The organism is Actinopolymorpha alba DSM 45243, from assembly GCF_000373925.1.
Lineage (GTDB): Bacteria > Actinomycetota > Actinomycetes > Propionibacteriales > Actinopolymorphaceae > Actinopolymorpha > Actinopolymorpha alba.
In genome coordinates, this window is record NZ_KB892787.1 from 24,927 (window position 1) to 45,924 (window position 20,998).

18 protein-coding genes and 1 tRNA gene are annotated in these 20,998 nt (G+C 67.1%); 12 read left to right on the top strand and 7 right to left on the bottom strand.

Annotated features, from left to right (window positions below):
• Nucleotides 1-34: 34 nt before the first annotated feature.
• The 5 genes from B141_RS0129380 to B141_RS0129405 form a co-directional block, all read right to left on the bottom strand.
• Nucleotides 35-439 (bottom strand): type II toxin-antitoxin system HicB family antitoxin, encoded by a 405-nt coding sequence (locus tag B141_RS0129380; protein ID WP_202805963.1) that lies wholly within the window; start codon nt 437-439, stop codon nt 35-37.
• On the bottom strand, nt 436-660 hold the full coding sequence (locus B141_RS53010; RefSeq protein ID WP_040422677.1) for a type II toxin-antitoxin system HicA family toxin: 225 nt from the start codon (nt 658-660) through the stop codon (nt 436-438). The genes B141_RS0129380 and B141_RS53010 overlap by 4 nt, the downstream gene beginning before the upstream one ends.
• 421 nt (nt 661-1,081) lie before the next feature.
• A tRNA-Arg gene (locus B141_RS0129395) sits at nt 1,082-1,157 on the bottom strand.
• Nucleotides 1,158-1,561: 404 nt separating this feature from the next.
• Complete coding sequence (locus B141_RS0129400) at nt 1,562-2,596, bottom strand: TAXI family TRAP transporter solute-binding subunit (RefSeq protein WP_020578776.1); 1,035 nt, start codon at nt 2,594-2,596, stop codon at nt 1,562-1,564.
• The gene (locus B141_RS0129405; protein WP_020578777.1) at nt 2,593-4,701 is read right to left on the bottom strand and encodes a TRAP transporter permease; all 2,109 of its coding nucleotides are present in this window, start codon (nt 4,699-4,701) and stop codon (nt 2,593-2,595) included. Before B141_RS0129405 ends, B141_RS0129400 begins: the two co-directional genes overlap by 4 nt.
• A 16-nt stretch (nt 4,702-4,717) precedes the next feature.
• Between B141_RS0129405 and B141_RS43450 the strand changes: the two genes are divergently transcribed.
• The gene (locus tag B141_RS43450; RefSeq protein WP_084678601.1) at nt 4,718-6,403 is read left to right on the top strand and encodes an FAD-binding oxidoreductase; all 1,686 of its coding nucleotides are present in this window, start codon (nt 4,718-4,720) and stop codon (nt 6,401-6,403) included.
• Here B141_RS43450 and B141_RS0129415 read toward each other — a convergent pair.
• Complete coding sequence (locus tag B141_RS0129415; RefSeq protein WP_020578779.1) at nt 6,351-7,436, bottom strand: aldo/keto reductase; 1,086 nt, start codon at nt 7,434-7,436, stop codon at nt 6,351-6,353. The two genes, B141_RS43450 and B141_RS0129415, sit on opposite strands and share 53 nt — an antisense overlap.
• Nucleotides 7,437-7,556: 120 nt before the next feature.
• Between B141_RS0129415 and B141_RS0129420 the strand changes: the two genes are divergently transcribed.
• From B141_RS0129420 to B141_RS0129445, 6 genes are all read left to right on the top strand, one after another.
• On the top strand, nt 7,557-8,207 hold the full coding sequence (locus B141_RS0129420; RefSeq protein WP_020578780.1) for a TetR/AcrR family transcriptional regulator: 651 nt from the start codon (nt 7,557-7,559) through the stop codon (nt 8,205-8,207).
• Nucleotides 8,208-8,362: 155 nt separating this feature from the next.
• Nucleotides 8,363-9,256, top strand: a complete 894-nt coding sequence (locus B141_RS0129425; RefSeq protein WP_020578781.1) for a TIGR03621 family F420-dependent LLM class oxidoreductase — start codon at nt 8,363-8,365, stop codon at nt 9,254-9,256.
• 290 nt (nt 9,257-9,546) lie between these two features.
• Nucleotides 9,547-9,894, top strand: a complete 348-nt coding sequence (locus B141_RS49830; protein WP_157181386.1) for a hypothetical protein — start codon at nt 9,547-9,549, stop codon at nt 9,892-9,894.
• A gap of 308 nt (nt 9,895-10,202) precedes the next feature.
• The gene (locus B141_RS0129435; RefSeq protein ID WP_020578783.1) at nt 10,203-12,113 is read left to right on the top strand and encodes a phosphoenolpyruvate carboxykinase (GTP); all 1,911 of its coding nucleotides are present in this window, start codon (nt 10,203-10,205) and stop codon (nt 12,111-12,113) included.
• A 176-nt stretch (nt 12,114-12,289) separates the two neighbouring features.
• Nucleotides 12,290-12,520: a hypothetical protein gene (locus tag B141_RS0129440; RefSeq protein WP_020578784.1), complete on the top strand. Its 231-nt coding sequence runs from the start codon at nt 12,290-12,292 to the stop codon at nt 12,518-12,520.
• Nucleotides 12,517-13,407, top strand: coding sequence for an SPFH domain-containing protein (locus tag B141_RS0129445; RefSeq protein WP_020578785.1), 891 nt, complete (start codon nt 12,517-12,519; stop codon nt 13,405-13,407). The genes B141_RS0129440 and B141_RS0129445 overlap by 4 nt, the downstream gene beginning before the upstream one ends.
• 117 nt (nt 13,408-13,524) lie before the next feature.
• Here the strand turns inward: B141_RS0129445 and B141_RS52390 are convergent, their stop codons facing one another.
• Nucleotides 13,525-15,261, bottom strand: coding sequence for an acyltransferase (locus tag B141_RS52390; protein WP_020578786.1), 1,737 nt, complete (start codon nt 15,259-15,261; stop codon nt 13,525-13,527).
• A 424-nt stretch (nt 15,262-15,685) separates the two neighbouring features.
• Between B141_RS52390 and B141_RS0129460 the strand changes: the two genes are divergently transcribed.
• The 5 genes from B141_RS0129460 to B141_RS0129485 all read left to right on the top strand — a co-directional run bounded on the left by B141_RS0129460 (nt 15,686) and on the right by B141_RS0129485 (nt 20,859).
• A complete protein-coding gene (locus B141_RS0129460; protein WP_020578788.1) occupies nt 15,686-16,270 on the top strand; it encodes a type IV toxin-antitoxin system AbiEi family antitoxin domain-containing protein in 585 nt (194 codons plus the stop codon).
• Nucleotides 16,267-17,181 (top strand): nucleotidyl transferase AbiEii/AbiGii toxin family protein, encoded by a 915-nt coding sequence (locus tag B141_RS0129465; protein ID WP_020578789.1) that lies wholly within the window; start codon nt 16,267-16,269, stop codon nt 17,179-17,181. The genes B141_RS0129460 and B141_RS0129465 overlap by 4 nt, the downstream gene beginning before the upstream one ends.
• An 898-nt stretch (nt 17,182-18,079) precedes the next feature.
• The gene (locus B141_RS0129470) at nt 18,080-19,111 is read left to right on the top strand and encodes a hypothetical protein (protein ID WP_157181388.1); all 1,032 of its coding nucleotides are present in this window, start codon (nt 18,080-18,082) and stop codon (nt 19,109-19,111) included.
• Nucleotides 19,112-19,366: 255 nt separating this feature from the next.
• Entirely contained in the window at nt 19,367-20,155 is a 789-nt protein-coding gene (locus tag B141_RS43455; RefSeq protein ID WP_020578791.1) for an aminoglycoside phosphotransferase family protein, read from the top strand.
• Between the two features lie 290 nt (nt 20,156-20,445).
• Complete coding sequence (locus B141_RS0129485; RefSeq protein WP_202805965.1) at nt 20,446-20,859, top strand: nuclear transport factor 2 family protein; 414 nt, start codon at nt 20,446-20,448, stop codon at nt 20,857-20,859.
• The last annotated feature ends 139 nt before the right edge of the window (nt 20,860-20,998 follow it).

Below are 20,998 nucleotides of genomic sequence, written 5' to 3' on the forward strand. Positions count from 1 at the left end.
TCCCGCCGGGAGTGCGCCTTACCACTGAGCGGCGTTAGCTGGCCTTGGCGTGGCCGCCGGTTACCTGGGAGATTCGCTGAGGACTGACGCCGAGCAGGATCGCCGCGTCGCGTACGGATACGCCGCGTGCGACGAGTCGCTGTGCGGCGTCGACTGTTGAGGTGTTCACCTGTTCGGCGAGTTCTTGAGCCCTTGATCGCAGAGCACGGACGCGTGCGGAGTCGTTGTCGATCATCGGGTCGCCGGTGCGGAAATCCCAGTCCAGTACCAGGCTCGGCATCGCTTCATCGGGCAGGTCGGCGGCCAAGGTGATGACTTCCCTGATGTACCGGTCGAGGGCAGGTAAAGTGCGGGCGAAGGTGTGAGCGCCTTGCAGTTCGGGAACGTCGGCGAGCCAGTTGTCGCCTTCCCTCGTGACGACAATCCGGTACGTGGTCACCTCAACCACCCCTTCCCGAAAGCTGGTTCGAGGTCGCGCTCGATCGCCCGCAAAGTGCCGGCCGGGATGTCACCTGGATGTTGGGCAACCGTCGTCGTAGCTGTCGCCTTCTCACCGTCAGCGCGCGTGTAGGTGGCTGCGTAGCGGCGGTGCGAGCCAACCTGACGGACCATCTGCCCGCCGAGCCGTTCGATCCTGCGATTGACCTCCCGTGCCTTCACCAGGCTATGTCTAGTCGCTTGACGAAGCAACCGTCAAGTCGATAGACAGCGGCAGCACTAGGCGCGGTCGGTGCTTCAATCTCGGGCACGACTCGACCCTGGGGCAGGCGCTGTGGGTGATCACTCCGATGTGGATGGTGACCTCGTAGCGGACAGCGAGCTCGCCATATCGAGTCGCGACTACCCGGCTGCGCTTGAGCCGCTTGATCACGCACTGCACCGCTTAGCGTTCGCGCTAGCGGATGTCGCCCGCCTCGCCGAGACCGCTCGCATCGGCGTCCGCCGCCGGGCAAGTTGCCCCACACCTGCGCTTCAGGACACCTCGGTCATGAAACGGATGTGATCAAACGGTGAGCAATGACGGGATCAGATGGGTCTGCTGACGGAAATCGCAACCATGCAGGTCAGAGCCGGGGACAGCTGGCGCGCTCGGAGGGATTCGAACCCCCAACCTTCTGATCCGTAGTCAGATGCTCTATCCGTTGAGCTACGAGCGCTTGGGCCGACTCAGGAGTGTACAGGTTCGCCGACTTCGAGGTGGTCCCCGGGTCCGGACGCCTGCCTCCCCGTACCACCCGCCAGCCCGCGAATGCCCCAAGTCTGGACGCCCTCCATCGAACCACGCCAACCCAACGCTCGACCAGCGGGCAGGCGCCCGGCCCGGCATGGGCCAACCGCCCACCCGCCACGCCAGCGACCCAGCCGTCCTTCGCCCGGAGCTGAACCGGACTTGATGGGGCGTACTACCTCATCCACCGCAATCGGACAATCCCGGGCATCGGAGGAACGCGACCGAGCCAGTGAAAGCGGAGATCGTGAAGACTTCGGGGGCCTAGAGCACCCCAAAGTCTTCACAATGAGAAACCCCGGCGGATCCTCCCACCACCCCGAAAGAACCCGCCTACTTCGCGCCGAGCTTGTCCAGGGCCTTGACCGCCCCTGGGTTGAGCGGGATCGGGTTGGTCTTCTTCGCGTTCTCCAGGGAGATGTCGCCCGCCGCCGGGTTGACCTTCTCCAGGTCCGCCCGCTTGTCGAAGATCAGCTTCACCAGCTGCCCGGCCAGCTTCTGGTCAAAGCCCTTCTTCGCGACGAGCACGTTGGGTACGACGATGGTGGCCACGTCCGCCGGCTGCGCGTACGACTTGGCCGGGATCGAACCCGACTCGTAGATCGAGCCGTACTCCTCCTGCAACGCCGGCAGCTGGCTGGAGAGGTCGAGGAACTTCACCTTGCCCCGCATGGATGTCGTGAGGTCGGTGATGCCGCCAGTCGGCAGGCCTCCCGACCAGAACATCGCGTCGATCGTGCCGTCCTTCATGCCGTCCTGCGTCTCGGGGAGGCCGAGCCGCTGCGCCTTGATGTCCTTGGCGGGATCGAGGCCGGCCGCCTCGAGCAGGCGGTGCGCGATCACCTCGGTACCGGAGTTGGGCGAGCCGGTCGACACCCGCTTGCCCTTCATGTCGGCCACGGAGTCGATGCCCGTGCCAGAGCGGACGAGGACGTGCGTGTAGTTGGGGTAGAGCCGGGTGAGTGCCTCGACCGGCTGCGGCGAGGAGAAGGCACCCCGGCCCTCGACGGCGTCGTTCGCGGTGTCGGCCAGCGAGAAGGCGATGTCGTACCTCCCGCCCACCACGCCCTGGATGTTCTGGACCGACGCGCCGGTCTCGCTCGCGGTCGCCTTGTATCCCTTGAGGTTCTGGTCGATGAGCCGGGCGAGCCCGCCGCCGAGCTGGTAGTAGACGCCGGTGGTGTTGCCGGTGGCGATGGTGAGCCGCCCGCCCTTGGCGGAGCCGCTGGATCCTTCGCTGTCACCGGCGTCAGTCCGTTTCCCGCCGCACCCACCCAGCGCGAGTACCCCCGCGAGCGCCGCAACCGCAATCCGGAGGATCGTTCCGCGACGCTGTGCGCCCCTGGTCGCGCGACCTCTCAATGTCATAAGGGATTCCCTCTCGAGTTCGGGACCGGCGACGCGAACCGCCGGCGGGCAAGATGCGTGGCGACGGCGACGACGAGGAGCAGGACACCGAGGCCGATCGTGAGCGGTTTCAGGTACAGAAGCAGGAGGGCCGCGGCGAACGCAAGCACCCGCTCCGCGGCGTGTGCGGGCCCCACGATCCACCCGCCGGTAGCGACGGCGAGCGCGGCCACCGCGACCACGGAGACCAAGGTGGCCCAGGCGATCCCGACCAGCGGCCCCTGCGCGAGGAGGAACGAACCGTTGTCGGTAAGGACGAACGCGAACGGCACAAGGAACGCCGGCAGCGCGTACTTCCAGGTCGCCCACATCGTCCGCATCGGGTTTCCACCGGTGATCGCGGCAGCGGCGACCGCGGCCAGCGCCGTCGGCGGGCTCACCTCCGACAGGACGGCGTAGTAGAAGACGAACATGTACGCCTCAGGCCGGCTGACCCCGAGTTCGACCAGGGCCGGGGTGATGATCACCGACGCGATGATGAACGACGCCGTGACCGGAACCGCGAGGCCGAGCACCGCCACCGCGACCGCCGCGAACAGCGCCGTGAGGAGGAGTACCAGCACCGGGTTGTCGCCGACCACACTCGCCGCGTCCACGATGATCGATGCCAGGTTGAGCCCGAGCCCGGTGAGCGTCACCACCGCGACGATGATGCCGGCCGCCGCACAGACCGCCGCGACCGGCAACACGCTCCGCGTTCCTGCCGCGAGCGCCTCGAGCAGCCGCTTCGGCGTCATCCGGTGTGCCGGATCCAGGAACGAGAACACGAACTGCAGGATCGTCGCGAACACCACGGCCTTGAACGGCGGAATGTCCAGCGCCATAAAGATGACGATCAGGAAGAGCGACAAAAAGTGATACCCGAATCGGCGGAACAATCGCCACGGTGACCCACTCGCGATCTCGACCGGCCTGGCGCCCTGCTTTCGCGCGTCGATCTCGATCGCGAGGATGATCCCGACGTAATAGAGAATCGTCGGGATGATCGCGTAGACCAGCACCGTGAGATAGCTGGTCCGCAGGAGTTCGGCGATGATGAACGCCGCCGCGCCCAGGGTCGGCGGTGACAGGATCGCACCGATGCCCGCCGCCGCGAGCACGCCGCCGGCCTGTTCCTTCGGATAGCCCGCCCGCCGCAGAATGGGCCAGGCCACCGAGCCGAGGCTGACCGCGGTCGCCGTACCCGATCCCGACACCGTGCCGAGCAGGAAACCCGCGAGCGTGACCGTACGCCCGGGCGCCGTCCGCGAGCCCGGGCCGCGGGTGCCCGATGCGGTTTTCTTTCCCCGCATGAGGGCGAACGACAGATCGATGAAGAACTTCCCCGCTCCCGACATGTCGAGGACCGCGCCGTAGATCGTGAACAACACGATGTAGGTCGCGGCCACACTCAGGGGAGTGCCGTAGAAGCCGCTGGTTCCCATAAAGAACTGCGGCACGATCTCGTCGATGTTGAAGCCGACGTGGGCGAGCGACCAGTCGACGGGCAGATAGCCGCCGTAATAGGCGTACGCGAAAAATGCCAGGCAGATCGCCGGCAACCACCATCCGGTCGTCCGCCGGCACGCCTCCAGGACCAGGAGGGTAAGGATCAGCCCGACCACGAGGTCGAGGGTGGTCGGCGTCTGGCGGCGTTCGAGGAACCCGTCGAACCCAACCAGCGGATAGGCGGCGGCCGCCAGCGAGACCGCGGCGAGCGCCCAGTCGAGCCAGCCGGGGTTGTCGTGCGCCGCGGTCGCCTCGCCGTTGCCCGTCCGCGTACGCCGACGAAACCCTGACCGGTACGACAGAAACGTCAACGGCAGCGTGACGGCGAGGAAGAGCGTGAGGAAGTACTGCGTGCCTTTCGCCAATGGTTCGAAGACCAGATAGAGCACGACCACGCTGAGCAGACCGCACACCACGGTGACGCCGAGGGCGACTGGACCCGAGAGCCGCCGGGCCGGGCGTTCCTCGTCGTACTCCGCGAGGATCTGCTCGACGTCAGGGTTCTCCGCGACGCCCGGCGGATCCGACCCGCGCTGGGCAGCATCCTGCGCGCTATCCGGGTGATCAGCGGTTGCCATATGTCACGCTCTCCCCATGGACGAGCTTGCACACGCAGGACTAGGTGCCCGCCCGTTTTCCCGGTGGGCGGGACGAGAGCACGATGTGGTGCCGTCGAACCGCGTCCTAGTGTGGCTTGCACAGCGCCTTGGTGAGCTGACGCCACAGCCGGCCGTGCCGGTCTCGGTCATTCCTGTCCCACCAAGCGGGCTACCGCGCGCGGCGGCGGAGGCGCTCCGCGACGCCGTCGGTGGGGAGTACGTCGACGAGGATCCAACGGCCCGGCTGGCCCACGCGGGCGGGCAGTCGTACTCCGACCTGCTCCGCCGCCGGCTCGGCCACCACGTCGTCGTACCCGACGCGATCGTGTGGCCGGCCACCCACGACGAGGTGGCCGCGATCCTGGCCGTTGCGAGCGACCACGGGATCGCGGTCATACCGTACGGCGGCGGCACCAGCGTTGTCGGCGGAGTCGAGCCGCAGCGGGGGCAGCACGAGGCTGTGGTCACGCTGGACCTGTCCCGGATGGACCGGCTGCTCGCGGTCGACGAGGTGTCGCGGACCGCGACGTTCCAGCCCGGCGTCACCGGCCCGCGCGCCGAGGCGCTGCTCACCGGCAGCCGCCTCACCGTCGGCCACGTACCCCAGAGCTTCGAGCGCGCGACGCTCGGCGGCTACGTGGCGACCCGCTCCGCCGGGCAGGCGTCCACGGGATATGGCCGGATCGACGACATGGTGGTGGCGCTGCGGGTCGCGACGCCGGTGGGCGAGCTCCGCCTCGGTACGGGTACGCCGAACGCCGCCGGGCCCGACCTGCGCGCCCTCTTCACCGGCTCCGAAGGCACGCTCGGAGTCCTCACGGAGCTGACTCTCCGGGTCCGGCCGGTACCCGCCGCGCGGAAGTACGAGATGTGGGCCTTCCCGGCGTTCGAACGCGGGCTCGACGTGATCCGCATGCTGGTCCAGGACGGCATGGTGCCCGATGTCATACGGCTGTCGGACGAGGAGGAGACGGAGGCGACGCTCGCGCTGCAGGGCGCGAAGGGCCGGGCCGCCGGGCTGTTCGCCCGGATGCGCGGTGCCCGGACCCCGGCGTTCTGCGTCCTCGGGTGGGAAGGCAGCGCTGACGCGGTACGCCGGCGCCGGCGGCTCGTCCTGCCCGCCCTGCAGAAGTCCGGCGCCGTGTGGATCGGGGGGCGCGCGGGTGAGGCGTGGCGGCGGCACCGGTTCTCCGGGCCGCACCAGCGGGACGCCCTGCTGGATGCCGGCCTCCTCGTGGAGACCGTCGAGACGGCGACCAGCTGGTCGCGGCTCCGGGAGTTGTACGCCGCCGTCCGCCGGGCCCTTCGCGACACACTGGCCAGCCACGGGACCCCCTCGCTGGTCCTGTGCCATGTGTCGCACATCTACCCGACCGGCGCGTCGCTCTACTTCACTGTGCTCGCCCGCCAGTTGCCCGGCGCCGAGGCGGCGGTCGAACAATGGGAGCGGGCCAAGGCGGCCGCCAACGCCGCGATCACGGCCGCTGGCGCGACGATCAGCCACCACCACGCGGTCGGCCGGGCCCATGCGCCCTATCTCGAGGCCGAGGTGGGCGTCGCGGGCGTCGCCGTACTCTCCGCGGTGAAGTCAGCGCTCGACCCGCGCGGAATCCTCAATCCGGGTGCCCTTATCCCGCCGCCGATCCCGGCTCAGCGCACCCACGCGTCGGTACGCCCGTAAGCGGTAGTGGTGGATTGAGGCGCGCAAAGCCCTCCTGACGCTGGTAAGGGAAGTACGGGTAGGGCGCCGTGCGGATGCTCGCCGCGTCGAGTTTCGCCACCTGCTCTGGCGTCAGGCCCCACCCGACGGCGCCGAGGTTCTGGCGGAGTTGCGCCTCGTCGCGGGCGCCAATGATCACCGATGCCACGGTCGGCCGCCGCAGCAGCCAGTTGAGCGCGATCTGTGGAACGGCCCTGCCGGTCTCGTCCGCGATCTCGTCGAGGACATCGACGATCCGGTAAAGGTGTTCGTCGTCCACCGGCGGGCCATAGCCGGCGGTTTGGTGCAGGCGGCTCTGGGCCGGCAGCGGCTGACCTCGACGCACCTTGCCGGTCAGCCTCCCCCAACCAAGCGGGCTCCATACGACCGCACCGACGCCCTGGTCGAGACCGAGCGGCATGAGGTCCCATTCGTAGTCCCGGCCGACGAGTGAGTAGTAGACCTGGTGTGCGACGTAACGCGGATAGCCATACGTCTCCGCGATCGCGAGCGACTTCATGAGCTGCCAGCCGGCGAAGTTGGAGACGCCGACGTAGCGAACCTTCCCCGCGCGGACGAGATCGTTGAGGGCGGACAGCACTTCTGCGATCGGCGTTCCAGCGTCGAAGGCGTGCAGTTGAAAGAGGTCGATGTAGTCAGTGCCGAGTCGGCGGAGCGCGTCTTCACATGCCCTGATCAGGCGGGAACGCGACGAGCCGGCGTCGTTGGGCCCGTCGCCCATCGGCAGGCTGGTCTTGGTGGAGAGGATCACCTGGTCCCGGCGGCCCTTGATGGCCTCGCCAAGCACTTCCTCCGATGCCCCGTCCGAATAGACGTCAGCGGTGTCGAACATCGTGACGCCTGCATCCAGACAGATGTCCACCAGGCGGCGCGCCTGCCTGGCGTCGGTGTCGCCCCAGGCACCGAACAACGGCCCCCGGCCACCGAAGGTGCCAGCTCCGAAGGACAGTGCGGGCACCTTGAGCCCAGATGCGCCCAACTGTCTGAATTCCATGTCTGTCCGCTCCTTTGGAGGTCGTGGTGGTGGGTCGGGTTCTTAACGGTTCCGCAGCTCCGTTTAAGATGGGAGTGACCATAACAGAGACTGAGGAGTTAACGAAACTGGAGGACCGTTATGGACCCTGAGGGAAGTGCCGGGCCGGGCACCGTGCGGCCGGGCGGCCGGACTGCGCGGGTGCGCGCCGCGGTGCTCCGAGCAGCTGAGGACGCGCTGGCGGAGCAGGGCTTCGCGAGCCTCGACCTCGCCGACATCGCGCGGCGCGCCGACGTGGGCAGGACGACCGTCTACCGCCGCTGGGGAACGCTGCACAACCTCCTGTCCGACCTCCTCAGGGACATGGCTGAGCAGTCCCTGCCGCGTACCAACACGGGCTCCCTGGTGGGCGACCTGACGGCCAACGCCAAGCTCGTTCGGCGTACGCTGACCGACCCACGCCAGGGCGCGTTGTTCAAGGCGCTCATCGCGGCCGCCACCTGTGACACCCGCACGGCCGAGGCCCTTCAGCGCTTCTACGACGCTCGCATCAAGGAGTGGGCGCCGTGCGTACAACGGGCGATCGACCGGGGAGAGGTACCCGAAGGGACGGACACCCACGAGGTGATCCGCGCCGTCTCCGCGCCGCTCTACTACCGCCTCCTGATCAGCGGCGATCCCCTCGACAGGACCACTGCGGAACGCGCCGCCGAAGCTGCCGCGGCCGCGGCCAGCGCGGGAGCCTTCGTGCGGGCGAACCGACGCCGGGAACAGCGGGACGACCGTGGGTAGGTAGCCGGATGTGTACGTCGGTTGATGTAGACGCGGGCTCGCCGATGACGCCTGCCGACGTACGCCAGATCGCGCCAGTCGACCGATGACCGCGGACCCCTGTCGCCGCGATCCTGGGACCTGACCGCGCACTCGTACGCACAAAGGGAGCCCCGATGTCCACACGTCCGTTCCGCTTCGGCATCGTCGCCGGGCTGGCGACCACCGGGGATGCATGGGCCGCCACAGCCCGCCGCGCCGAGGAACTCGGCTACTCGACCCTGCTGGCGCCGGACACGCTCTGGACGCTGTCGCCGTCCCCTGCCCTCGTAGCCGCGGCGTCAGCGACCCGCACGCTCCGGGTCGGCACCTTCGTCCTCAACACCCCGGTCCGCTCTCCGGCTGCGGTCGCACACGAGACCGCCAGTGTGGACCTGCTGACCAACGGCCGCTTCGAGTTGGGCCTGGGCGCCGGCCGGCCGGGCGGGGAGAAGGACGCCGAACGCCTCGGGACCTCCTTTGGTACGCCAGGCGAACGCGTCCGCCATCTGGCCGAGACGATCCGCACGGTCAAGGAAACCCTCGACAAGGGCGACGAGAACGCAGCGGGCGGCCCTTCGAAGCCTTCGGGCCCCAGCGAACTCCGCCCCGTCCAACGCCCGTACCCGCCGATCCTCGTCGCCGGCGCCGGGCGGCGGATCCTTGAACTCGCCGCACGGGAAGCCGACATCGTGGCGATCGGCCTGGGTCCGCAGGCGACGGAGTACGACCTGGCCACGAAGGTCGGCGAGCTACGCGACATCGCTGGCGACCGCTTCGACCGGCTCGAACTCAGCATGAACCTCGCCGGCGTGGGCGAGAACCTCCCGGCATGGATGGCGAAGCAGCTCGGGACCGACCCCAGCGACCTTGTGGCAAAGGGTTCCGCCGCCATCCTCACCGGGTCGCCCGCCGAAATGGCGGACACGCTGCTCAGGCGCCGCGATGCGCTCGGCATCTCCTACATCTCGGTGAACGGCATGTTCATGGACCAGCTCGCCCCCGTCGTCGAGCGACTCGCCGGCCGGTAGCCGCCGCGCTACCCCCGCGCCTCCGTGATCATGTCCGTGATCATGAAGGGTTTCGGGACGTATAGCCCTTTCTGGCTTCATGATCATGGGCCCTCAGGTTGTTGGGCAGCGTGCCGTGGCCGGTACAGGCGCCGTGATGCTTGCCGTTTGGGTCGGGGGCACACTTGTACGGCTCTATTGGCCAAGGGGCCCCCGACCCAAAACGATGGCCCTGCCGGCCGCCGGATGCCCTTGTTTCGTTGGGCTTTCGGGGCCGGGGAGTTGTCGGTGGTCGCCGCTAGTGTTCGGGCATGGATTCGACCTCGGCGGACACGGGCCGGCACCCGTTCTCGGTGCTGGTCGAGCGGATACGTGCCCGTCTCGACGAGGAGTCCGGTGCACTGTTGTGGTCGGTTCCCGGCCAGGAACTTTCCGACCTGCTCGTCAGTCTTGAAGCTGCCTCGCCAACGGCACCCTCCTGTGCGGCTACCACCACCGCCTCATCCACCAAGGAACCTGGCAAGTCCGCATGGCAGCGGATGGCGTACCCGAATTCATCCCACCCGAATGGATCGACCAACAACGCAACCCCATCCGCAACCAACGCCTCCGAACCTGACAGGCCAGGAGCAGCAGAGCACCACCGAGCCGCTGACTGATGGCGTTCGGACACCAGCACAGCCGCCCGCATCTCCGCCGTCCCTGGGTAGGACCTTGGTCCCCAACCTCATCGGGTGCTCATCTCCGGTCGATCGGCGCACCAGCTGATGAACGGCGCAGCGCCGGCTTAGGTATGGCCTGGTCCGTACCAGCGGAGTAGCCTTGCGGTTGATCTGGTCTTGCCAGGACAGCTGCTTGCAATCCTTTGCAGCCGATCCGCAAGAACACATCGGACAGCCCTTTCCGGTGATTGTGGTCAGGACTTCAGTCATGCCGGATCGGCTTGTGTCCCACCTACGGTGACCGCATGTCCACGACGACGACACCGACCGGCAAGGTGATCGGAACCAGCGGCGACGCTCCCGCCGCTATCCCCACCCGCCACGCCCGACTGCGCGCCTGGGTACAAGAGGTGGCTGACCTGTGCCAGCCGGACCAGGTGTACTGGTGCGACGGCTCCGACGAGGAGTGGCAGCGCCTCACCGACCAGCTGGTCGCGGCCGGCACCCTTGCGCGCCTCAACCCTGACAAGAAGCCCAATTCCTTCTGGGCGCGTACCGACCCAAGCGACGTCGCCCGAGTCGAGTCGCGCACGTTCATCTGCTCGGTCAGGGAGGCCGACGCGGGTCCCACGAACAACTGGATGGACCCCGCGCGGATGAAGGAGACAATGACGGAGCTGTACCGCGGCAGTATGCGGGGCCGGACGATGTACGTCGTACCGTTCTGCATGGGTCCACTGGATACTGACAGCGGACGTTCCGACAGCTCCGGTCAGCCGGACCCCCACCAGCCGACACCGCACCAACCCATGTTCGGCGTGGAGATCACCGATTCGGCGTACGTCGTGGCATCGATGCGGATTATGACGAGGATGGGGCAAGCCGCCCTTGACGCACTCGGTGAGGACCGGAATTTCGTTCCCTGCCTGCATTCTGTCGGCGCCCCGCTGGCCCCCGGCGAGGACGATGTCGCGTGGCCGTGTAGCCAGACCAAGTACATTTCGCATTTCCCGGAGACGCGCGAGATCTGGTCATACGGCTCGGGATATGGCGGCAATTCGTTGCTGGGCAAGAAGTGTTACTCCCTGCGGATCGCGAGCGCGATCGCGCGGGACGAGGGTTGGCTTGCCGAGCACATGCTGATCCTCAAGCTCACCTCACCGCAGCAGCGGGTCTACTACGTCGCCGCGGCGTTTCCGAGTGCCTGCGGTAAGACGAACCTCGCGATGCTCGAGCCGACCATCCCCGGCTGGAAGGTCGAGACCCTCGGAGACGACATCGCGTGGCTGCGGTTCGGTGCGGATGGGCGGCTCTACGCGCAGAACCCCGAGTTCGGTTTCTTCGGCGTCGCGCCCGGCACCGGCTGGAAGACGAACCCGAACGCGATGCGCACCATCGAGCGCGGAAACTCGCTCTTCACCAACGTCGCGCTCACCGACGATGGCGACGTCTGGTGGGAGGGCTACTCCGAGGAACCCCCAGCACACCTGACGGACTGGAAGGGTCGCGACTGGACACCTGAGTCAGACGAGCCGTCCAGCCACCCGAACAGCAGGTTCTGCACGCCCATCATGCAATGCCCGATCGTCGCGCCGGAGTACGACGACCCGCGCGGCGTACCCATTTCCGCGATTCTCTTCGGTGGCCGCCGCGCCACGACGGTTCCGCTGGTGACGGAGGCGCGGGACTGGACGCACGGCGTCTTCATGGGTGCCACCCTGTCGTCGGAGACCACGGCCGCGGCCGAGGGCCAGGTGGGTGTCGTACGCCGCGACCCGATGGCGATGCTGCCGTTCATCGGTTACGACGCCGGCGACTACTTCGGCCACTGGATCAGCGTCGGCAAGCAGCAGGATGCGTCGAAGTTGCCGCGGATCTTCTACGTCAACTGGTTCCGCCGCAACGAGGCCGGAAAGTTCCTGTGGCCTGGCTTCGGCGAGAACAGCCGGGTGCTCAAGTGGGTGATCGAGCGCCTCCAGGGTGCGGCGGAGGCGGTCGACACGCCGATCGGGTACGTCCCAACGCCCGAGGCTCTCGACCTGAGCGGCCTTGACCTCAACCGGCGTGATGCCGAGGCGCTGGTCCGCGTGGACGTCGAGGAGTGGAAGGCGGAGGTGCCGTCGATCGCGGAGTGGTTCGCGAAGTTCGGTGACACCCTCCCCACGCCGTTGTGGTCGGAGCTGGATGGTTTGAAGCAGCGGCTCGGCACCGAGTGAGCGGAGTGGTCGGCAAGCGAGGAACGAGCACAGCCGCCCGCGCAGCGAACGAGAAGCCGAACGCGACCATATACACAGAGCGGCTCGGCGCCGAGTAGGCGGGATACGCCACACTTGTCGGAGGTTTCGGGGTTCTGACCCTGGAGCCTCCGACAAGTCTGTCCTCAGGGGGAACCATGCGTACAGCCTTGCTTGCTCTGTGGTTCGCCGTCTTCCTCGCCTCGCTGGGCGCCGCGGGCGCGGCCTTCGTCCATGCCGGGCGCCTGCGACGGGAGAAGGCCGCGTTACGGGACCTCGTCGCGCGGTTGAAGGACCTCGCCTGGGACCAGCGCGAACTCGACCCCCATCTCAGCACGATCATCATCGACGAGATCCGCACCTACGAGAAGAAGGAGCTGCGCGGATGAGGAAACGCTCCATTCTGGCCCTGACCATTGTCGGAGTGGTTGGTGCGGTCATCGCGCTCAATGGCTGTACGAGCATCAGCACCCAGCCCGACGAGGCGGGTCTCACCTACAACGCCGGCCCGTTGTCCAGCACGAAGTTCGACACGTGTGTCAATCCGAGCACGCGCGGCTGGGATGGCCCGGGCGACCTGCACTACACGTACCCCTTCGGCCAACGGACGTACGACTTCAGCGCCGGCAAGAGCTCTGACGGCAACCCGATCAGTGTCGTCACCAGCGACAACGTCACGATGACGGTGACGGGCGTCGCGACGTTCGCACTCAACACCGACTGCAAGACGCTGCGGCAGTTCCACGAGCGGATCGGCATCAAGTTCCAGGCCTATATGGACGAAGGCCAGACCACCGAGGGCTGGACGACCATGCTCAACGTCTACCTCAGGCAGCCACTCGACAAGGCGATGGATGCCGCCTCGAAGAAGTACGGCTACAAGGCCCTCTACTCCGATCCCGCGGTGAAGGAGAAGTGGGAGGACGAGGTGGGCCGGCTGGCCTCGCAGTTCATCAAGGACCAGGCGGGCGCTGACTTCTTCTGCCAGCCGTCGTACGCCGGTGCCGGCCCGTGCGGGAACGCTGTCCTGACCCTGCAGGCGCCGGTGCCACCGGAGAACATCCGGGCCGCCCTGACCGCCGAGCAGGAGGCGGTGGCCCAGAACAACGCGCAGAAGCAGCGGAACGAAACCGTGCGGACGGAGTTGGAGTCGATCCGCGAACTCGTGAAGGTCCTTGGCCCCGAAGGCTATGTGCTCTACAAGGCGGTCCAGGAAGGCAAGGTCTCTGTCGTACCCGTGCCGGCCGGCAGCGGCATCAACATCAACCCGAGGTAGCGGGCCTCCTGGACGCGGAGGTTCCTCCAGCACGCGGAGGTTTCTCCTGGACGCGGAGGTTTCTGGGTCGGGGGCGCCCTTGTACGGCTCTATTGGCCAAGGGTGCCCCCGACCCAATCAACGCGGCTGGAGTCCGCGTAACGATGCCGCCGGCTCCGGCCGGTGTACGCCACGCGGCCGATAGCCGAGCGCGTCGCTTTCCCCGAGGTAGTCGGCGAGCAACCAGATGATGGCGAGCCACATCTCGGTGCCCTGAAGGCCGGCAGTCCGCTGACGGTCGGGCCCACGTTCCATGGCGAAGGAGAAACCCTCGCCGTCACGCCAACCCAGCAACGCCCGCTCCAACTGCCCGAGCGCCCAGACCTCGCCCTCCTGGCGCCGGGAACGCGTCTGCTTCCCGGCCAGCCACAGTGGGTGGATCACGTCGAGGACATTGCAGGCATTGCCACGACCTTCTCCGAAGTACGCCGCGTCTCGGCTGTGGGTGAGGACCGTGTCGACGGCCTGCTCCGGATACGGCAGCGGAAGCCCGAACTGCGCGTACGTCCCACGGGTGAGCCGGTAGAACCCGTTGACTGGCTGCAGCCAACGCTGCTGCCCATCAGGCTGGCTCCACATGGCATGGAACGGATCGGCGTTCGCGAGCAGCCAGCCGAAGAGCGGCTCGGCCGGGCTGCGCAGGCCGAAGTCGACCAAGTTGCGGTAGACGCCGGTGCCGAACGCATCGACCCAGGAGCCGGAGTGCCAGCCGCGGGTATTCCACGGCATGGATTCCAGGCGCGCGATCAGGTCAGCGGGTTCCATCTCGGACACGGCCCGCACGGGATGCGCGAACGACGTTCCCAACAATTGCAGGGCGTAGCCCACACAGAGGATGTGGTAGCTACCTCCACCACTGTCAAGGGAAGGTTGCGTACCTTCGGAGTACTCCGGAACGAGGCCGGTGTCGGGGTCCTGGAGCGACCGTAGGTGGGCCGCGATCGCCTCGCCGCCGACCTGTGGTGGCGCCGATCCGAGCAGCAGGTCAGCGATCTCGACGGCGTCGCACCAGGCCCGGACGGTCGACCCCGCATCCGGCCGATCGAGGAACCGTCCGCCGAGTTCGCTGTCGGAGTCGGCCTGCCAGCAGCGGGAGAGTACGTCGGCGGCCTGGCCGCGCGCCTTGTCGGCGAACGCCCCCAGCCGGGTGGCCAGGTCCCGCTCCGACGCCCGGCCGCCCAGGTCGCCCCGGTCGCTCCGGTCGCTCCGGTCGCCGGCCCGATCGCTGTCTCGGGCGTCGCGACGGTCCCGGATCTGCCGGGCCGGGTTGCCGGCGACCACGGCCCAGGCCGGGACGTCCTTGGTCACGATGGAGCCCGCTCCGATGACCGCATGGTCGCCGATGGTCACTCCGTCGACCACGACCACGTGCGATCCGATCCACACGTCGTCGCCGATGGTGATACCCCGGCTGGTCGTGGGTTGCTTGCAGACCGGACGGTCGGGCGCCATCGAATGGTTGAAGCCGAGGAGGGAGGTGTGGGCTCCGACCCGCACCTGGTTGCCCATGCGTACCCGCCCGCGGACCACGGAGTAGGGGTTGAGGGTGCTCTCGGCGCCCATCTCGAAGTCGTCCACGAGCACGTACGCGTGTGCCGCGATGTAAGAGCTCTCGCCCACCCGGAGTCGCTTCGGGATGACCGCGGCGAGGGACGAGACGAAGGCGTCCTCGGCGAAGCTGACGTCGCCGCGCTGTGAGAGCTGCGCCTGCCATCCCAACTGGACCTTGCGCTCGGCCTCGTCAGCCTGCCGGCGGTACGCCCACGGGGCGAAGTCGTAGAAGGTGTCGGGGGTGGGCGCGCTGCCGTCGTTCATGGAGTCCTCTCCCGAGACGACCCGAAGTTTCTCTCCTGGGAAACCGCTCTCCCAGTCCGGAGAGCTTCCCGCATTAGTCTGCGCGCACCAGAGCGGCCCCGACAACGAAAGCTTCAGGATGCGGCCGTCCGTTCGACGGCAGGCGGCGCCGCCGCCCCGCGCTTGACCAGTACGCGCTCGCTGTCCGACTTGTCGGAAACGACGCCTATCTCACGGGCGACTCGGTCTTGGCTCAACGCAACCTCACGTTCTTGAACCCATCCCGGATCACGTTCTGCACGGTCAGGCGCGACCGGATCGGGAGCGCGATCCGCGCTGGCGGGCCTGAGCCGGGCCTCACCGTACGAGCAGGTGCTCCCGCTCATGACAAACGAATTGCTTACAGGTAGCATCGATCTGTAAGCAATTCGTCCGAGGTGGGGTTATGGATATCGCGGCATTGCCGACCGTGATCAGTCGAGCCGACCTAGCCGAACTTGGCTTGTCCAAGCATCAGCTGTACGCGATGGCTCATGCCGGCCAGCTCGAGCAGATCGCACCAGGAATCTACGTCCGACCCGGCGAACTGGACGATACGACGGCGAGCTGGGCCGCGATCGGCCTCCGAAAGCCCGATGCGACGATCTGCCTGCTGTCGGCCCTCTCGTTGCACGACTTGACCGACGAGATTCCACGTGAGACAGACATCGCCCTGCCCAGGGGCGAGCGGACCCTATCCGTCCGGTTCGCGCCGATCCATTGGCACTCCTTCGACCGTGCGACGTTCGGCCTTGGACGCACTCAACACCGGGTGACCGCTGAAGGTCTTACGATCGGGCTCTACTCGCCAGAACGAACGATCATCGACATCTTCCGCCTGCGTCACGAGATCGGCTCCGACATCGCCAACGACGCGTTGAAGAGATGGTTGCGCCGCCGCGGCAACACACCAGCGGCACTGCTCGAACTGGCTCGCTCATTTCCCCACGCCTTGCCGGCGTTGCGTTCGGCGCTGGAGATCCTGCTGTGAGCCCGGCTCCGCGGAAGGGGGCGCCTGCCGGCGACGCCTTTCTCGCCATCCAGAAGCTCGCCCGGAGCACCGGCGGGGATGTCCAGGAACTCCTGACGCTCTATGCGCTCGAGGGCCTGCTGGCCCGCCTGGCCGCCTCGCGCTACCGCGAAGACTTCGTCCTCAAAGGTGGTGTGCTGCTTGCCGCCTTCAGCCTGCGCCGGCCGACCAAAGACATCGACCTGCAGGCAACCCGAGTCGCCAACGAGATCGATGATGTGCTCGAACGGATCCGTGAGCTTGCCGCCATCGACATCGACGACGGACTGGAGTTCAACTCATCCTCAATCACCGCGGACACCATCCGCGAGGACGGAGACTACGCTGGCGTCCGCGTCCGACTGACCGCAGCGCTTGGGCGCGCCCGCCTCCCTATCGGGATTGACGTCAACTTCGGTGACCCGATCTGGCCCGCACCCACTCCGATCACGCTTCCCCGTCTGACGCATCTAGGGCAGGAACCGGTCCAGGTTCTCGGCTATCCCCTCCCCATGGTCATCGCGGAGAAGACCGTGACCGTTCTCGAGCGCGCCGAATCCAACACGCGATGGCGCGACTTCGCTGACCTTCTCACCATCAGCGCTCGACACGAGATGACGGCCGTTGATCTACGCACGGCGTTGGAGACGGTGGCTGCCTACCGGCGGGTGAGTCTGCGGCCACTACTGCCCACGCTGACCGCCATGCCCGCTATGGCACAGGCCAAATGGTCCAGCTGGCGGCGTCGACACACCCACACCCACGACCTGCCTGTGCAGTTGCACGATGCGCTCATTGCGATCGCCTCGTTCACCGACCCCGTGCTGGGCGCGATGTTGACCCAGGACGCACGATGGGATCCGAGACGTCGGATCTGGGATCTGAAAGCCTGACTCGTCAAAAGTCGGCCTAGAGGAAGCCGAAGTCGCCATCGTCAAGGCCCGCGAGCTCCTTGAGGCGGCCCGACAGCTGTTTCCGGCCACGGCGGCAGCCCGCGCTGCTTGGAGGCCGTCGCCGCAGGGGTGGCTGCCGCCTTCGATGAGCGAGATCGGCTCGGGGCAGACGTGCTGGTGGGCGTGAACTCGGCCGGACTGGCGGAGCAGTCCTTTTGGCAGTAGCTGGCCGACGCGATGGGGCCCGAGCAATTGGAACGCAACCCCCTTCGTCGCGGTGCCGTAAGACCAACCCAGCCGGCCGAACACCGTCGCCGTCGCCGTCGCCGTCGCCGTCGCCAGCGTGGCCAGCGACACGATCCCCAAAAGGAGGAACGACAGGACCGCGCCGACGGCGCCGGCGACCGTGGCCTGCCAGAAGCTGATCCCGAACCCGGGTAACAACGATCCGTAGCTGATCGCAAGTACGGAGATGTTGACCTGGCTCGGCCCTGGCTCCTCCTGTCGTCCGGATGAACAGTCACTATTTTCCCTGCGCGGCTTGGCGATTTATGGCTACTGTGCGCTGGCCGCTCGCCTGTGGGGCGGTTCCGGAGCGTTGTTCTGCGAACTGTCAGTGAAGGGCGGTCCTGCCATGCGGCGAATCCTTGCGGTTACGGCCGCGACGGTTGCGGTTCTCACCGCGTGCTCGCCAGATCCCGAACCGGTTGTGCCTCCAGCGCCCGGCACACCCTGGCCGGTCGCCGCGGTCCAGGCGGTGGCGTCGCCCGCTCCGTCGACGGCGGCGCCCACATCCGTGCCCACGTCAGCGCCGACGCCATCGCCGGGCTCCCCAACCCGTTGTGATCCGCTGCGACTGACGACGCGCGAAGCGATCCCGTTGGCGACCTCGCGGATCGTGACCGCCGAACGAGTGTCCTCCGACGCCCGCCAGCTCGAAACGTACGGATCGCCACGGACACTCGGCGAGTCGGGCGAGGTGCTCGTCGAGATCGGTGCGCACAGTCACAAGATCGGGCAGGACGCCAGCTCGTGGCATCCCGGCGCACTGGCGGTGATCGATCCGAGGACTGGGAAGTCCCAGCTGATCCGGGCCGCGGAAGACGTCGATCGGGACATGCACACGTCGGATCCAGCGTTCGACGACGAGCATGTCGTCTGGATCGACTTCACGGAGGGATACAAACCACGCCTGCCAGGTTGGACGTTGTATGCGGCCAACCGGAAGACGGGACATGTCACCACAGTCGCCCGCGCGGACCGCGACGATGGCATCGCGAGCCTGACGCTGAACAACGGCTGGGTCTACTGGACACGCCAACGAGCGAATCCCGTGACGGGCAAGCCGCCGATCAACGTCGTCTACGGCAAGAAGCTGGACTCACCCGAGCGGACCGCGATCATCGCCGACGATGCGGCCTGGCCGGTCGCGGCCGGTGACTGGCTCTACTACCTCGGCGACGGTGAGCATCCGAACAATCCTGAGTACGCGATCTACCGAAAGTCGCTGACTACTGGAGCGACCACGCTGATCCACCGCGGCTCACGGGATCGCCCCCACGGGCAGGTGGGTGGCCTCGTGGCGTACGGCGACATGGTGGTCTGGGTCGAGGGGAGAGACGCGGGCCACGACAATCCCGGTGACACCGTCTATGTCTACGCCGGAGACCGGAAGATCGCCCAGATCGAGGCACCCGAAGAGAACCTGGGATCGTTCAGTATCGGCCCCACCGCCGTCGGGTTCCGTGACGGGAGCTATGCCCCCGCCAGCAACTACCTCCTCGACCTGCGGACCGGCTGCCTGCACAACCTCGGCGACGCCCCTGGACTCGCAGAGGTCATGCTCGCCGGGAGGACGATCATGTGGGCGACGTCTGACGGGAAAGAGCCCCACGCGCGCCAGCTCTGGCACTACGGCACGCTCCGCTGATGCAGGAGGAACTAACGACGCCGAAGGCCCCGACAGTTCGGCTCCGGACAGTCGACCGTCATCGCATCCCACTCGACCAGCCCGCGCCCCTGCGAACGATCATCAGGCATGGTCGATCACCTTCTCTGAACAGCTGAGCAAGTCGCAATGCTCCGCCTGAATAGCGGAAGGTCGGCGGTTCCTCGGTTGGCTCCCCACCGGCGCCGCCCAATAGTGGATTGCGCGCAGCCGAGGACGCCGGGCAGGGTTGGGCAGATGCCTGACAGCACTGAAAGCTTCGGAGAGAGACTCACTGGTGGTGTGGTCAACGACGTCTGGCGCGTCGGGGACACCGTGAGGCGCCCGACCGGACCGTGGACGCCTGCCGTACACGCACTGCTCCGTCACCTGGAATCGGTTGGCTTCCCTTACTCCCCGAGGGTGCTCGGGATCGATGACCTCGGACGGGAGGTCCTGACCTACATCGATGGCGCCCCGGGGTTGCGACCGTGGCCACCAGTGCTGCGCACGGACGATGGCCTACGCGCAATCGGTCGGATGTTGCGGGAGTTGGCAGAGGCGGTCCAGTCCTTCACACCTCCACCTGGCGCAGTCTGGCGTACGACTGTGGCGGGACCCCCGTTGCCAGGCGGCAGCATCCGCCACGGCGACCTGGGAATGTGGAACACGATCTGGGACGCGGAGCGGTTGGTCGGTCTGATCGACTGGGACTTCGCCGAACCAGCCCCACCTCTCTGGGATCTGGCTCAAGCGGCGTGGTACGCAGTTCCGTTCTTTCGTGGCGAGGCTGGCTGGCGGGCCTGCGGTTTTGCTGAGGAGCCAGACCTACGGCACAGGTTCACGATTCTGTGCGATGCGTACGGCGCTGATCCGGCAGCGGTGCTCGACGCGCTCAGCGCCCTTCAGTCCGCCGAGCGTCAACGAGTCGCAACGCTCGGAGCCGCCGGCATCGCACCGTTCACTGACTTTCTCGCAAGAGGCGATCTTGACGAGCTGGATACTGAGGCCGCCTGGCTCGCCGCACACCGCCAGAGCCTGGCCTAACGAAGCTGGAAGGCGCTGTACGCGTGAAGCATGGCCGCCACGTTGGGAGCGGCTAGTGTGACGCCTATGGGTTTCCGATAGGTACGTCCACCGACACGGGCACTTCATTCTGGTCCGTCTGCCGTGGTCTTGGCACGCGGCCCGCCTCGTTGCGTTGCGATCCCCGACAAGTGCGGCGGACTGTAAGGAGGCAAGCACAGTGGACGGATCAAACTTGATCTTCACCGTCATGCTGATCGTCATCTCGATCTGTCTGTTAACCGACGTAGCCCGGACGCTCATCGGCCCAGGTGAGCAGGACCATGGATCCTGACGCCAGGACCCGGGCCCGGCTAGAGCAGCATTGGAAGGCCTCCGAGCGCGGGGACATCGACGCTGAGCACGCGATCTACGCTGCAGACGCGATCCTGGACTACCCGCAGTCCGGGGAGCGCTTCCGGGGCTTGTCAAGGATCAAGACGCAACGCGGCGGGCACCCGGCCGAACGCCATTTCACCATCCTCCGGATCCTGGGTGGTGGCGAGCTTTGGGTTAGCGAGTGCGTGATCACCTATGACGGCGTGCCCACCTACTCGGTGAGCATCATGGAGTTCACCGACGGTCTTGTCACGCACGAGACCCAGTACTTCGCCGACCCCTTCCAGGCACCTTCCGGGCGGGCGGCGCTGGCTGAGCCGATGCCTGGCCGAGACCCTGATGGATGAGACGGGAACTGAGACTGAGACGGAACGCGCCGGGCCGCCCCTGGTGAGGGGGTTGGCCCGGCGTCCGTGCCTGCACGTTTGTGCAGCTCAGCGCGGAGGCGGCGGGATTTGAACCCGCGAGAGGGGATGAACCCTCAAC

Bases quoted from the DNA above. Each gene is read 5' to 3' on its own strand.
- B141_RS0129400 (WP_020578776.1), bottom strand. From the start codon at position 2,596: ATGACATTGAGAGGTCGCGCGACCAGGGGCGCACAGCGTCGCGGAACG.
- B141_RS0129405 (WP_020578777.1), bottom strand. From the start codon at position 4,701: ATGGCAACCGCTGATCACCCGGATAGCGCGCAGGATGCTGCCCAGCGC.
- B141_RS43450 (WP_084678601.1), top strand. From the start codon at position 4,718: ATGGACGAGCTTGCACACGCAGGACTAGGTGCCCGCCCGTTTTCCCGG.
- B141_RS0129415 (WP_020578779.1), bottom strand. From the start codon at position 7,436: ATGGAATTCAGACAGTTGGGCGCATCTGGGCTCAAGGTGCCCGCACTG.
- B141_RS0129420 (WP_020578780.1), top strand. From the start codon at position 7,557: ATGGACCCTGAGGGAAGTGCCGGGCCGGGCACCGTGCGGCCGGGCGGC.
- B141_RS0129425 (WP_020578781.1), top strand. From the start codon at position 8,363: ATGTCCACACGTCCGTTCCGCTTCGGCATCGTCGCCGGGCTGGCGACC.
- B141_RS49830 (WP_157181386.1), top strand. From the start codon at position 9,547: ATGGATTCGACCTCGGCGGACACGGGCCGGCACCCGTTCTCGGTGCTG.
- B141_RS0129435 (WP_020578783.1), top strand. From the start codon at position 10,203: ATGTCCACGACGACGACACCGACCGGCAAGGTGATCGGAACCAGCGGC.
- B141_RS0129440 (WP_020578784.1), top strand. From the start codon at position 12,290: ATGCGTACAGCCTTGCTTGCTCTGTGGTTCGCCGTCTTCCTCGCCTCG.
- B141_RS0129445 (WP_020578785.1), top strand. From the start codon at position 12,517: ATGAGGAAACGCTCCATTCTGGCCCTGACCATTGTCGGAGTGGTTGGT.
- B141_RS52390 (WP_020578786.1), bottom strand. From the start codon at position 15,261: ATGAACGACGGCAGCGCGCCCACCCCCGACACCTTCTACGACTTCGCC.
- B141_RS0129460 (WP_020578788.1), top strand. From the start codon at position 15,686: ATGGATATCGCGGCATTGCCGACCGTGATCAGTCGAGCCGACCTAGCC.
- B141_RS43455 (WP_020578791.1), top strand. From the start codon at position 19,367: ATGCCTGACAGCACTGAAAGCTTCGGAGAGAGACTCACTGGTGGTGTG.